Here is a 13,699-nt window from a genome sequence, read left to right on the forward strand (position 1 = left end):
CAGTTTTCCTTACTAGTGTAATTGATAAAAGCTATCTTACTGAATTCCCCTAGTTAAAACTATACATTGAGCCAGCCTGATTACTTGCTCTAAAAATCAGCGACAAAAAAGCCATGGCCGCTTGTGCGTGCCATGGCTTTTTTCTTTTACTGCATTGATGGTTACTGGCAGTTTTCGATTGCTTCCCAAGGCCCTAATGAGGCTGGGTTATTGCCCTGGTTCCACCATTTGGCTTGGTAAGTTTGACCTTCAAAGGTCACCTGATCGCCGGTGGTGTAGATGTCGTTTGCATTCCAGGGCGCCGGGCAGGCGTTACCAGGTTCAAAGGTCACCTCTACGCTGTGCGCTGCAGACAGTGCCACGAAAGTGTAGCTTGACTGCGCTGTCACGCTGACGCCGTCAACTTTCAATGTCGCAACGCGATACCCGCTGTCTGGCACAAAGGTCAGTGTGAAGTCGGTGTTGCCTTTGCCACTGATCACGCCGCTGGCATCCGGGGCTGGTGAAATGCTGCCGCCCGTGCCCACAACCGTGGCCGTGATGTCATAGAATACCGGTACATCAATGGTTGCATCGGTAAAGTTACCCGAGACAAAATCGAAGTTGGCCGCGCTGAGGCTGTTCACATCGGTGTTTTTCAGTACCAAACGCTTTTGATCGCCTTTTGAGGCTGTCTCATCCAGTGTGATCACCGTATCCGCGCCTTCCTGCGTCAGGATCAACATGGAGAAGCTGTAGTTGAACAGTGGCATGCTGATCACGGTTTTGGCCGGATCAAAGCTGTTCACCGTCAGTGCCATATTCCAGCCCCAGTTTTGGCTATTCAGTGGCACGATAAAGCCCAGACGGTCATAACCACCCGTCACGTTGTCGAACATTTCCGGTGTTAAGTCAGCAATCGTCAGGCCAACCAGTTCAACCGAGCTATAAATACCGCCATCTTTGGCCTGCACACCGATAACCAGTGCTGTGTCTGTTTCATAGGCTTTGAGGTGCTTAAAGCCAATGCCCGCAGTACCACGAATTTTATCAAGCGAAGGGTTGAAGCCGGTTACAGTTTGCTTGCCTGACCAGGCAATTTCATAAATATCCGACTGGGCGATCACCGCTTCGGTGTTCACGTTCACAGCCGCGGCCGATACGCCTTCGAGTACCACACGCTGACCGGCAAACGCCAGTTCGGCACCAGCAGGGACATCCGACACAGACAGGTTGCTCAGCGGTGCCGCCGTTTGCCAGTCGCGCAGAATAATGCGGTCTTCGCCTACAGTGAAATCGCGCACTGTGGTCACAGAGCCACTTTGCTCGTGCAGTTCAATGGTGTCTGCACCACCGCCTGGCAGCACTAAATCGTTACCCCAGCCTGCCGAGAGTTTTTCATCGTATTTAGAGCCTTCAATGACATCGTCCGCCGGGGTGTCGAAGATAGTATTGTAGCCACCAAATTTATGAACGTACTTGGTGATACAGGTGCCCAGCTCGTCACAGGTGATCTCATCTTTGGTCAACAAACGTGCCGTGCCCCAGGCACCGCGCAGGTGGGCCGCAGCCAGCAAACCCGACATGGTCGCCTGAACTGTGATGGGATTGCCGTTGTCGTCTTTGCCCGGCCAGCTTTTCGTCAGCGCCTGCTCCCAGGTCATGTTGGCCGCAGTCAGTAGCTGGGTCATCACGCCATAGTTAAAGCGCATGGCATCGCGCATCACCAGTTCCTGATTATCCGGGATCAGCAGATCGGCAAACGAGTTGACGCCGTTTTTGCCCACAAAGGTGCCTTCCCAGCGGTTAACGTCGGTGGCTTGAATTTTGTTGCCACCAGAGCCGACAATTTCCACCAACGCCTCGGTTTTACAGCCAATCCAGGTGCTGTCTTCCACAAACACATAGAAGCTGTCGTACTCAGTGCCATCCACAGTCACGACTTTCGGGCTGTAGTAACCGGCATCAATCAGTACCGCTTCACCCAGCTGATACCCCACAAACCCCCATGCGTTCATGGAGTTATACTGCATCGTCTTGAACATGTCGGGGTCATTGGGGGTTTGCGCATTGTAAAAGCCATCAATGCCCAGCTTAGTGAAGAACTGATTGATGGTGGTAGGCTCCGGGATCATGCTGCCTGTTGAACAATCCCGGATCATGCGTCCCGGCGCTGAGACTTTGGCATACTTGTAAACCGGGTTATCGAGGTTCTCCAGGTAAAAATCTGCAAGCGCAGGGTTAATACCCGATTCGAAGTTTCTTAAGCTGTCCAAAAAGTCCTGTACGCCGGTGCCCGCCGACGCGGAACAACTTAACATTACGGCCACTGCACATCCTGTCATTTTCACTTTCATTAGGTGTTTCCTCATTATTTTTTTAATCGAAACAAACCCAGCCATATCAACCCGATCAGAGCAACAATTTTAATGAACAACCGCAGCCCAACCCGAAGCCGCCTACCAATAAACCCGCATGAATTATCTATACCGGGTTCATATCGCTGAGGTAGTGAGCTAACCTATCTTGCATCACACACAAAACGGGCATTTCTATTTGCTCAACTAATATACAAGCTAGCGTTGACCAAATAATAAGTCAATTGTTTTTACAAAATTTATTACAATAAGGTTTCATGCACAAATGAGGGCGAAAAGCAGAGAAATAAGGCAAGCCGGGCAAACTTGCCTTAACCGAGTAGAAGTGTGGGTGCATCACATCATCCTGCAAAAAATAGCAGTGAATTCAATGCTGCACCCTTTCCCATGCACCAGAGCAATCATCCTTGCCTGTTTGTGCACAGGTTGACCAGTTAAAACCAAACTGGCCTAAAGGAAGCCAGGGCTTCCTTTATTAGGTTAACGCACGGTACGGGCAACCGTGCGCTCTGTCGGTGTTAAAAGCGACTGTTAGAAGCGAATGCTGGCACCGACAAAGTAACGGGTACCAAATTCATCCACAGCATGAACGATATTGCCAGCTGTTGGCTGCCTTAGTACCAGAGCTTCGTTGAGCAGGTTAACCGCTTCCAGTGACACGTCTATGTTGTCTGTTACATGCCAGACTACAGAGGCATCAACCTGATCATAGGCATCGTTCGAGCTGTCCAGGCCACTGCCGTTGAGCTGTCTGACCCAGTTATCACGGTAGTTATACGCCAGGCGCACGCTGAACAGGTCATTTTCGTAGTAACCAGACAGGTTGTAGGAGTTTCTCGATACTTCCTCAATCGGTGTTTCCTTGCCGGTCGAGTCGGTGCGGCTGCTGTCGGTATAGGTGTAGTTTGCCTGCACCCCAAAACCGTTTTCAAATGCATGCTGATATTGCAACTCAATACCACGTACATCGGCCGTGCCCACGTTACGTGAACGCGTTACCAGACACCCTTCACCACATCCCGGATAAAACTCAGCGGCGGTCGTTTGCTCAATGTAGTCACTGATGTTCTTCACAAACAAGGTGGCACCCAACACAGATGACGGGTTAAAGTACCACTCAACCCCCATGTCGTATTGATCAGACTTATACGGGTCCAAGTCCGGACTACCTACGTTCGCCGTTTTAAAGCTTTGGGAAATAATGTCGGCCACTTTCATGTCATCATAATCTGGGCGCGATACCGTTGAACCGGCGGCAAAACGGAAGATCATGTCTTCAGTCAGGTCGATGGCTAAGTTCAGGCTTGGCAGATAATTGGTGTAGGTTTTGTCCACTTCCCCTTTCACGCCATTGATTTCGCCTTTGGAGAGAATGTCGGTTTCCACCACACGCAGGCCCAAGTTACCGCGGAACCCTTCACCCGAGAAATTAGCCTTTACATAGGCTGCGGCAATGTCTTCTTCAATAGAGAAGGCATCTTTGACCGTGACAGTGCCAGGTGCATTGTTGCGCGCGTAATCCCACAGACCACGGGTCGCAATCGGGAAAGAAGACAGGCTGCCGGCGCGCCCCTCGGCACTGTGCAGGCCTGAAACAAATCCGCCGTTAAAGTCGCCCAGCGTCAGTCGCTCGCCCCCTTCACGGATAGCATCTACGCTCAGATCCTGGTTGTTTTCCTGATAAGAAAAGACCTGCTCCTGAAACTTAATCCCCGTCTGAATAGAGGTGATCACCGGCGAGTCCAGCTCAAAGGTGAAGTCGGCCTGGATATAGTCTATTTCATTGTCGCGTTCGTAATTGATGTAAGTGTATTCGTGGAACAGCTCTAAATTATCGTGGCTGCTCAGGTAGTCTGAATTAACTGGCTGTAATTCAAGCGGCCCATCGACATTGTAAGAAAAGCCTGAGTTAGCACGCTCGGTAATGTCGCCCCACCAGGTACTTGTCTGACCGATACGGCCTTCGGCGGTTGACTGGCCCAGTACAAAGTCTGCCGACCAGGCATCAGCCTGATAGTTGGCTGTAAAGTTAAGTACATCCGACTGCATATCAGGTGTGCGCAGTACGCTGTTATTAAATAGTGGCGCGCCACCTGGGCCCGATGCGCGCACGGTGGCACCGGTAACTATGCCCTGCTCATTAACGCTGACGGTTTCGCTCTGTAAAGTGCCTGAGTTCATAATGGCGAACATCGCCGAGTTAATGTGGTCGTTTTGCAGCTCGAACAGGTTGTAATCCAGGCTTAGCGTCAGTGCATCGCTGGGCGCGTACTGAACACTTATCTGGCTGCTGCTGCGCTCCCTGTCTTCGTCAAAGATAATCGATGAGGCACAGCAAGAGGTTTTTCTTACAATACCCGCACTGTCTTCCAGTTCGGTTGCGCCCGGCGGTCCGAAGGTGGACAAGGTTTCACGATATACTTTCGACTCTTCATTGGAGTAAGCAACAAGGATACCGAAGTTTTCCTGGTCATTTTTCCAACTCGCCAGGCCAGAATAGGCCGGCGACCAGTCTTCGGCGTTGCTGTGGTAGGCATTTTCGACAGACGCAAACACAGTGCCCGATTCCATCTCCAGTGGCTTACGGGTTTTCAGGTTCACCGTACCACCCATTGCGCCTTCGTTGATGTCCGACTCTACCGACTTATAGACATCCATGCCCGAGATCTGCTCAGATGCAAGCATCTCAAAGTTAAAGCTACGGTTCATCCCGCCTAAGTCAAACCAGCCAACACTGGCTACGTTTTGACCATTCAGCAGTACCATACTGTGCTCCGGTGCAGTACCACGAACAGTTACGCCACTGACCTCACCAAAGGTTCTGACCACAGTCACACCCGGAATACGCTGCATCGCATCACCGATGTTTTTATCCGGGAACTTGCCGATGTCTTCAGCCGAAATCGAGTCAACGACCGAGTTAGCAAAACGCTTAGTGTTAAGCGCCTCGGTGAGGCTGCGGCGGATCCCTCTGACTTCGATGGTTTCCATTGCCTGATTCGCCCCTTCCTGCTGCTCTGCCGCAGCACCAAATGACATGCCAGACAGCGCCGTTGCCACACAGACTGCGACATAACTGGATTTCAGATAACTGTTCAGATACCTGCTTTTTACCTTTGAGCCCTGATTTTTCATGATCTTCTCCCCTTTGCCTTTTCCCAAGCCGTTCATTCCCAGTGAGTCGACAGGCTTGTGTTTTTATTAAACTGTCATTTTTTATTAGTAAAATTGAATTACTAAGTATTTATTAAATCATTTTGACTAATTGTCAAGCACTTATTATTTCGTTTTTCTGATCTGTTTAAAGTTGCTCAGCCATTGCGCGGGCACTGACTGCTCTGCTTGAGTAGGCGCAAACATAAGTCGATAAATCAGCATATTGCGTTATTTCGTAGTCAGAGCGCATGGCAATCACAATGACTTTGTCGGGCCACTTTTGCAGTGCCTGTTGAACACGTTGCTGCTGCGCCACCACATCGAAGCTTTCGCCGGGTAAGGGATAGTCTTCTGTTATCAGCACCAGAGGCTCTGCCAGCGGTTCAGTCGGCGCCTGTAACGCCGCCATCAGCTGATCATGTTGCCACAGCCGGTATTCCCGTCCGCGCTCAGCAAGTGTAGAAAGGATCACATCCCGCGCCGAATTCGGGTCGTTCGGACCTATTCCCCGGCTGTTGACTATGTTGTCGTACCCTTTGGGATCTGCGGCAAATGCCAGGGTAAATGCCCGGCCTTCGAGTGGCCATTGCCGGCGCTCGTTACGCACCACCCGAATGGCCGCCACTGCCGCTTCACGCGCCAGTTCATTGGCGCTTTCCAGCACGCTGGCCGCGGTATGTAACGATGCAGCAAAATGTTGATATTTAAAGGCCAGTACCTGCTGCAAACGGGCATCAACGACAGACTCAGGCAGGCTACCTTGCTTCACAGCAGCCACTACGCCATCAATGGTTTGTGCCTGAATGGCCTTATAAGGCGTAGTGCTGTTTTCGTAATGTTCTTCACTGAGCATCACCAGATTGGCGCCCGCCTGCAATGCCAAAATCGCCGCCTCTGCGGGCGCGTAATTCTTACGCATCGACCACATGTTCATGCTGTCGGTGATGATTAGTCCCTCAAAGCCCAGCTGCTGGCGCAAGATGCCCTGTAAAATGGTCGCAGACAGGGTTGCCGGATAATCGGGGTCTATCTGCGGATAACGAATGTGGCTGGTCATGATCAGCGGTACGCCCGTTTCAATCGCCGCCTTGAAAGGCAATAAGTCTTCGCGCATCAATTGTTGCAAAGACTTGTCGACTTCCGGCAGGGTCTGGTGTGAATCGCTGTGCGTATCGCCGTGGCCCGGAAAGTGTTTGGCGCAGCTCAGGCTGCCACTGCGCTGTACACCGCGCACCGCCGCCGCAACATGCCGGGCAACGTGATGGCTCTGCTCGCCAAAGGCCCGCAGGCCAATAATGGGGTTATCCGGGTTGGCATTCACATCGGCACAGGGTGACAGCAAGGTATTGTAGCCCACTTCCTGCATCTGCTCGGCAAACACCTGATACATGTCGGCGGTAAGGGCCGTATTATCGGCCTTGCCCAGGCCCAAATTACCAGGGCCCAGATCGGTATACTGAGTCAGGATCCCCCAGGCACCTTCCTGGTCAACAGCCAGCAACAAAGGCGCATCGCAGGCTCTCAGCGAGGCTTCGTGTTGTAACTCGCGTGCCAGTTGGGCGGCACTGGTGGGGTTCGCGGCATTGTCATCGGTGATGTAAAAGCCGCCGATATGGCGCTCCTTGACCAAGGTTTTAGCGTAGTCGCGATCCTCTCCGGCAAATGCCAGAACAAACAGCTGCCCGACTTTTTCTTCAACAGAAAGTGTGTCGATAAGCTGTGCTACTTTCTTTTCAATATCCATACTGCCCTCTGATTTTTGGCAAAACAAAGCCCTCGGCGCCAGTGCGCCGATTTAAAATGGGTTCGGGTTAACGCGGTGCCTATCTGGCACCTCACAGGTATATCAAACTCGCCTTAATAGCCGACCAAGAGCGGCTGTGCGGCGAGCAAGTGCCTTTACGCGGCGGATTTTGCCCCGGTGATCAGTCCGACCAGATCTTCTTTGGTCACATCACTGACCGACACATCCGCAACCGACTGGCCCTGATACAACACCACGGCGCGGTCGCAGGTTTCGATGACATGCTGCATATTGTGGCTGATCAGCAGCACCGCAACGCCCTGCGAGCTGATCACATTGATTAACTCATTGACCTGAGCACTTTGTTCCACCCCCAGCGCGGCCGTTGGCTCATCCATAATCACAATGTCGGCCCCCCAGTTCACGGCACGGGCAATGGCTACCGCCTGGCGCTGACCACCAGACAAACGGTGGATCTGCTCCTGATAACTTGGAATACGGCTGTTCAGTCGGTTCAGGGCTTTCTTCGCCCGTTTCTCCATGGCCTTTTTGTCCAGCCAGCCGAGTCGACGTAAGATCGGGTTCTTGTGCAGGATCTCCCGATTAAGAAAGAGGTTTTCAGTGATATCAAACTCAGGCACCATGGCCAGGTCCTGAAACACGGTTTCTATGCCGGCCTCGCGTGCCGCCAGCGGCGAATCGATATGAACTGGCTGACCATTCACCAGGATGGCACCTTCATCGGGTGGATGGATCCCTGAGATACAACGCACCAGCGTGGATTTACCCGCACCGTTGTCGCCCAGTAAGCCGACTACTTCGCCTTTATTGATGGTAAAGCTGACCCCTTTCAAGGCGTGAACGCCGCCAAAGCGCTTGTGTACATCCCTGACTTCGAGGGCGATTTGATCCAATGCACTTCTAACCATTTTTCAACTCCTTGACACCAATTGCCACTGCCACAATCAATATCGCGCCGCGGGCTATCATTTGTTCATTTGTGGAAAAGCCAGACAAGATCAGGCCATTGTTGATCATGCCCATCAACCAGGAGCCCAGAATGGCCCCTATGATACAGGCGCGGCCACCAAACAGGCTGGTGCCGCCAATTGCCACGGCTGCGATAACCGTCAGCAGGTCGGCCTCGCCCAGGGTGTAACGCGCCCCGTGCAGACGGCCTGCGTACAGCAGTCCCGCCAGTGCCGCAGCCATGGAAGAAATAACCAGCGCGTAAATACGCACCTGAGTTACCTTAATCCCCATAGCCAATGCCGCTTTAGGACTACCACCTACCGCAAGTAAGTGCTTACCAAAGGCCAGTTTAGTCAGAACCACGTAACCCAGTGCCGCAATGACCAGGGTCCAGATAAATAAAGACGGAATACCAAACAATTCACCGGCACCAAAAAACGCGGTAAAGGTTTGATCTATGATTGGCACAGACTCCAGGTTAGTCAGCTGGCGCGATAAGCCCGTGATCACCCCCATAGTGCCTAAGGTGATCAATAAGGACGACACCTGCAACCGCTCAATCAGCAAGCCGTTGATCAGGCCAACAACCAGGCCTACACTGAGTGCCCCCAGTACCGCCAGCGGAATGCCCACATGTTGTAGTAGCAATGCCCCGACCAGCGCCGATAAGGCCACCACAGAGCCAATCGACAAATCGATATGACCCACAGCCAGTGCAAAGGTCAGCCCGACCGCCATCACGGTGATGGGTGCAGTCTGGCGCACAATATTCATAAAATTGGTCAGGCTAAAAAAGCCCGTGTCATGCAGTGCGACGGCAAAAATCAGCATCACTGCAAGGAATATATAGTAGATAAAAAACTCTCGTTTTACTGCCAGCAACTTGAGCTGCTGCAAGGGTAGTTGATTAACGCTCATGGTATTCCTTATTGTTTTAACGCTAAATTTAGGAGCCTGGGCACAGGCGACTGGAACGCCTGCTGCCAGATCTGTGCAATGTTGTTTCGCTTCACGGTATCAAACGGCACCAGGGTAAAATGCGGTGCCGGTAAGCCCAGTGTGGAAGCCGCACCCAGCCGCGCCATGGTTTGCCCAATATCAAAGGGGCGGTCTGAAATGGTGCCATAGACGTTGCCACCCATGGCCATATCCAGCAGGTTATTAACGCCCAGATCATGGGTGATCACTTTAATATCGCGTCGGCCCAGCGAGCGCAGCGCTTCTACCACGCCTTCAGCGGCAGCATCCCAGGACACATAGATGGCTTCAAGCTCCGGGTGCTGTAACACCATGGCCGCTGCCACATTACTGGTCTCGTGCTCTTTGATAAAACCTTTTTCAATGATCACATCCAGTTCAGGGTAGGCTTTTAGCCCTTTACGAAACGCGTTATCGCGATTATTAGTGATAAAGTAGCTGGCATCGTGATAGATCATGCCTATCTTACCTTTGCTACCCAGCGCATCCGCCGTCAGGTCGGCGGCCGCCTTGCCCATGCCAAACATGTCATCAGTGACGATGCCGACAAAGTCTTTGCCCTGTTCAAAACCAGGAATGGGGTTGCTGAGTAATACCAGTTTGGCGCCCCGCTCTATCGCCCTGGCATAACTTTGCTTAGTGCTGACACCATCAACACTCAAAGACAAAATAATATCGGGGTTAAGTGCCGCGATGTTCTCCAGATCGGCCACTTGCTTGGCAGGATCGAACTGAGCATCGGTTGCTGCCACTACTTTAATGCCTAACTTTTCGAATTCGGCACGTGCCCCGCGCGATACTGCGGCAACCCAGGGACTGGCACCGTGCCAGACCAGTGCAGCAGTCAAATCTTTTGATTTAATCGCCTCACTTTGCTGCTCGCTCAGGTGGATATCACTGGATTTTGCCGCCTTGCTCCAGTCGATACTTTGTGCCGCCCAGCTCATCGGCGTTGCACAGAGCGCAGCAGCGGTAAACATCCCGCTCAGCCACGCCCGACGACGATGACCCTTCATCTGAGTTCCTGTAGACATAAGTAGATCCTGCTGTTGATTATTAAAATTCGCACTTACGAACACCCTAGCCGCCGTTTTTGTACTGGCATTTAGGATCAGTTTTGTTGTATTTATAGTCATATTCGGCCAACAAGTGATTTATGTCAATTAGTTTGACTAATTATTTTTTATTCGGTTTAGTCTCATGATCGAGTAAGATGATCGGCTTAGTTCAGGGATAATGTGTTGTATAAGCAGGTACATACGGCACAATCACTGGGGCGATATCACAATACAGCCCCAACATCAGATTCAAATAGTAAGGCGAATACATTGAAAGGCTCCAACGCAAAACAGAATAAATCGATAAATTTGCGTCTTGTACTCTCTCAGATTGTCACACAGGGGCCAATCTCCCGTGTTGAGATTGCCCGCAATACCCAGCTGACCAAGCAAACCATTACCAATATGGTTGAAGAGCTGCTGAGCGTGCAGCTGGTAGAAGAAACGGGCATTAAGAAATCCGAAGGCGCAGGTAAGCCCTCGAAAATGCTGGTGCTGAATAAAAGGGCCGCGTATACGCTGGCGGTGCGCATTGTTGATAGCGAACTGGAAGTCGGTTTATTTTACCTCAATGGCGAGCTGCTTAACCGCTTGCACACCCGGCTCGAAAGCAACGACGTCTTGCTCGATAAGATCCAATACCTGATAGACACGTTACTGACCGTCGCAAACCTGAGCGTTACCCAAGTGCTGGGTTGTGGTTTGTCGGTACAACTTAGCCACCTCAAAGGCGTCGAGATTTTTGCTCACAACCGCCAGCTTCAGCAACAACTGGCGGATACCCTAGCTGTGCCCGTCGCGCTGGAAAGCACCGCATCTGCCTGTGCCAGTTACCAAATGCTGTTTGGTGAAGCACGGCTGCTGGATAGCTTTGTCTATGTCCATCTGGGCAATCAGGTGGAGTCGGCTGTGGTTTACGAGCGGCGGATCCTGCTCGGTCAAAATGGTTTGACCGGCGCGCTGGGTGAGCTATTTGTGACTCCGGAAACCGATGAAGACACCGCTGAGCTGGGCAGGCTTAATGACTTTGCGTCGCTCAGTGCACTTAAACAGAGCCTGGGACGCCCGGGCTGCAGTACTGAAGAGCTGCACCATCAGTTGCAGGAGCACCCGGTGATAGAGCGGTGGCTTGAACAGGCCGCCGAACCGATGCGGATCGCCATTCACAGCCTGGAGTCTTTGCTCAATACCCAGACCATAATTTTGGGCGGCGACATTAATGACTGGCTGCTGGATAAGCTGACCTCAGAACTGCGCCCGTTTATTCCCTCCATCGCGCAGTTTGGCGAACGCCAGGTGGTGCGCCTGGTCAAAACCCCGGACGTTGCCAATATCGCCCTCAAGGGCATTGCCACTTTACCGCTGCACAGTGCACTCAGTGCCAAAAATATGCAGACTTTGTATCTGCCTGCACTCAATCAGCCCAGCGAGCTTCAGGAACTGGTGTTTTAATTTTCGGGGGTAAGGGTTGCGACCGGCACGTCCAAATCTTGCCCCCACTCACTCCAGGACGCATCGTAAACAGATAACGGATAAAACCCGCATTCATCGGCAATCATGGCCAGAATACAGGCGGTGATCCCGGAGCCACAACTGAACTGCAAGGCCTGACTGGTCACACCCGCTTCGCTCAGCAGCGCCCGTAACTGCGCCTTGGGTTTTAGCAAACCGCTATCATCCAGCACGCTGGCGTAATGCACATTGGCACTGCCCGGAATATGGCCACTGCGCATGCCTGCTCTGGGCTCGCATTCCTGACCACTAAACCTTTGCGGGCTGCGCGCATCAAGTAATAGTACCTCGGGGTCGTCTATGGCCGCCAGCACCGCAGCTTTATCAATAAAATAACCAGTTTGGGGGTTGGCAACAAAATCACCTAGTTCGCTTGTATGGGCATACTCAGCTGCCAGTGGTAAGCCCAGCTCCAGCCACTTAACCAAACCGCCATCCAGCACATACACCTGTTCAAACCCCATGGCCTTAAACATCCACCAACCACGGGCGGCACTGAACAAGCCAAAGTTGTCGTACACAATCACAGTATCCTGTTGGCTGATCCCCAACTCTCTGACGCCTTGCTGGAATTGCTCGGCACTGCACATTGTGCTGGGAAACCTGCCATCGGGGTCACTAAACGTTTTGCTGATATTAAATCGTTTTGCCCCGGCAATGATCCCCGGCGGCTCGTAATTTCCTTTTGTCCCGGCTTTGAGCATACCACAATCGAGTATGACCACTCGATCGAGGTTGTTCAGTAACCAGTGACAACTTTTGATGTTTTTCATAATGTTAACTTTTGCTTAAATTGAGGTACAAAGGTGATTTTGTTCACAAGCTTTGGTTATACTAGGTTGCTTTAGTGCCTATAACAAGAATATCCATGTCCATAAAAGCTATAGCTCCTCACCATTTGAGTGGCCCCATCTTAGTGGTCCTGCCCCGCTATATTGGCGACGCCATCAATACGTTGCCAGCCATCGCGCTGCTCAATGAATTGTATCCGGGGAATAAGATCTATCTGCTGGTGCGCCCTTATATGCGAGAGGTGCTGCAAAGGGCACATGGATATGAGTTTGAATTACTCGATGATGCCAGGCATCAGGCAGAAGAAAAGGCAAGTTTGTTTGGTTTTGCCAAAACGCTCAGAGCTTTTCGCTTCTCCATGGCGGTGTTGTTTCGCGGCTCGCTCACCGATGCCGTACTTTGTAAACTAGCCAGGATCCGCTATGTAGCCGGATATGCCCAAAACGGCCGCACTCCGCTGTTGTCACACTCCCTCAAGCTCAATCATTGCCATCACTATCTATTTCGCTATTGCCGTCTGGTGAACGACATTCATGGCAAGCCGTTCGAGCAATTTGCTTTGCCCCGGCTCAAAGCAAAAACGTTGCCGCTCACACAGGATCAGTCGCACGCGACGGGGGTTTACATTGGTGGTAAAAACAAAGGCACCCGTCACTATCCCGCAGAATTAGCTGCACAGGCGCTGCTTAAAATACATCAGCAAAGCAGCACCCGGTTTTACTTGCTTGGGGATCCATCCGAACAGCAAGATATGGAAGAGCTCAAACAGCTGCTAGACGCAGAGGGAGTTCAGGTAGCCAACCTGGCGGGCAAAACCTCTGTGGGCGAGTTAGTCGACACCATTGCAGCCATGGATGCCATGATCACCATAGATTCCGGCCCGATGCATATTGCTGCCGCATGCAAAGTGCCAACACTGGCGCTGGCAGGTCTGGGCACATCGCCTTTTTCGTTGGTTGCGCCATTAACACCGCTGTGCCGCACCATCACCAGCCACTCAACAAGTCTTAATGAGGCGGAAATTATCTGTGCGATACAACCTCAGGACCTTGCACAACAGTTCAGCCAGATGCTTGGTAAAAGTCACGACACCTAACGAGAAACATTTAATACTTCACCGAATATTCTAT

General features: G+C 51.8%; 9 protein-coding genes. 2 read left to right on the top strand and 7 right to left on the bottom strand.

Features of this window, described 5'->3' with window-relative positions; all coding sequences use genetic code 11:
- Nucleotides 1-161: 161 nt before the first annotated feature.
- The 6 genes from L1285_RS05190 to L1285_RS05215 form a co-directional block, all read right to left on the bottom strand.
- Nucleotides 162-2,336: a carbohydrate-binding protein gene (locus L1285_RS05190; RefSeq protein WP_235411241.1), complete on the bottom strand. Its 2,175-nt coding sequence runs from the start codon at nt 2,334-2,336 to the stop codon at nt 162-164.
- Between the two features lie 552 nt (nt 2,337-2,888).
- Nucleotides 2,889-5,492 carry a TonB-dependent receptor gene (locus L1285_RS05195; RefSeq protein ID WP_235411242.1) on the bottom strand — a complete coding sequence of 868 codons (2,604 nt, stop codon included), beginning with the start codon at nt 5,490-5,492 and terminating at the stop codon, nt 2,889-2,891.
- A 166-nt stretch (nt 5,493-5,658) separates the two neighbouring features.
- Complete coding sequence (locus L1285_RS05200) at nt 5,659-7,257, bottom strand: glycoside hydrolase family 3 protein (RefSeq protein ID WP_235411243.1); 1,599 nt, start codon at nt 7,255-7,257, stop codon at nt 5,659-5,661.
- Nucleotides 7,258-7,412: 155 nt separating this feature from the next.
- Complete coding sequence (locus L1285_RS05205) at nt 7,413-8,186, bottom strand: ATP-binding cassette domain-containing protein (protein WP_235411244.1); 774 nt, start codon at nt 8,184-8,186, stop codon at nt 7,413-7,415.
- Nucleotides 8,179-9,147, bottom strand: a complete 969-nt coding sequence (locus L1285_RS05210) for an ABC transporter permease (protein ID WP_235411245.1) — start codon at nt 9,145-9,147, stop codon at nt 8,179-8,181. Before L1285_RS05210 ends, L1285_RS05205 begins: the two co-directional genes overlap by 8 nt.
- An 8-nt stretch (nt 9,148-9,155) precedes the next feature.
- Nucleotides 9,156-10,241 carry a substrate-binding domain-containing protein gene (locus tag L1285_RS05215; RefSeq protein ID WP_235411246.1) on the bottom strand — a complete coding sequence of 362 codons (1,086 nt, stop codon included), beginning with the start codon at nt 10,239-10,241 and terminating at the stop codon, nt 9,156-9,158.
- A gap of 294 nt (nt 10,242-10,535) precedes the next feature.
- On the opposite strand from L1285_RS05215, the gene L1285_RS05220 reads away from it, so the two are divergent.
- Complete coding sequence (locus L1285_RS05220) at nt 10,536-11,717, top strand: ROK family transcriptional regulator (protein ID WP_235411247.1); 1,182 nt, start codon at nt 10,536-10,538, stop codon at nt 11,715-11,717.
- On the opposite strand, the gene L1285_RS05225 is transcribed toward L1285_RS05220, so the two are convergent.
- On the bottom strand, nt 11,714-12,550 hold the full coding sequence (locus L1285_RS05225; RefSeq protein WP_235411248.1) for a sulfurtransferase: 837 nt from the start codon (nt 12,548-12,550) through the stop codon (nt 11,714-11,716). The two genes, L1285_RS05220 and L1285_RS05225, sit on opposite strands and share 4 nt — an antisense overlap.
- Nucleotides 12,551-12,645: 95 nt before the next feature.
- Between L1285_RS05225 and L1285_RS05230 the strand changes: the two genes are divergently transcribed.
- Nucleotides 12,646-13,665 (top strand): glycosyltransferase family 9 protein, encoded by a 1,020-nt coding sequence (locus tag L1285_RS05230; protein ID WP_235411249.1) that lies wholly within the window; start codon nt 12,646-12,648, stop codon nt 13,663-13,665.
- The last annotated feature ends 34 nt before the right edge of the window (nt 13,666-13,699 follow it).

The organism is Pseudoalteromonas sp. DL2-H2.2, assembly GCF_021532535.1.
GTDB lineage: Bacteria > Pseudomonadota > Gammaproteobacteria > Enterobacterales > Alteromonadaceae > Pseudoalteromonas > Pseudoalteromonas rubra_A.

Bases quoted from the DNA above. Each gene is read 5' to 3' on its own strand.
- L1285_RS05190 (WP_235411241.1), bottom strand. From the start codon at position 2,336: ATGAAAGTGAAAATGACAGGATGTGCAGTGGCCGTAATGTTAAGTTGT.
- L1285_RS05205 (WP_235411244.1), bottom strand. From the start codon at position 8,186: ATGGTTAGAAGTGCATTGGATCAAATCGCCCTCGAAGTCAGGGATGTA.
- L1285_RS05200 (WP_235411243.1), bottom strand. From the start codon at position 7,257: ATGGATATTGAAAAGAAAGTAGCACAGCTTATCGACACACTTTCTGTT.
- L1285_RS05215 (WP_235411246.1), bottom strand. From the start codon at position 10,241: ATGTCTACAGGAACTCAGATGAAGGGTCATCGTCGTCGGGCGTGGCTG.
- L1285_RS05225 (WP_235411248.1), bottom strand. From the start codon at position 12,550: ATGAAAAACATCAAAAGTTGTCACTGGTTACTGAACAACCTCGATCGA.
- L1285_RS05195 (WP_235411242.1), bottom strand. From the start codon at position 5,492: ATGAAAAATCAGGGCTCAAAGGTAAAAAGCAGGTATCTGAACAGTTAT.
- L1285_RS05230 (WP_235411249.1), top strand. From the start codon at position 12,646: ATGTCCATAAAAGCTATAGCTCCTCACCATTTGAGTGGCCCCATCTTA.
- L1285_RS05210 (WP_235411245.1), bottom strand. From the start codon at position 9,147: ATGAGCGTTAATCAACTACCCTTGCAGCAGCTCAAGTTGCTGGCAGTA.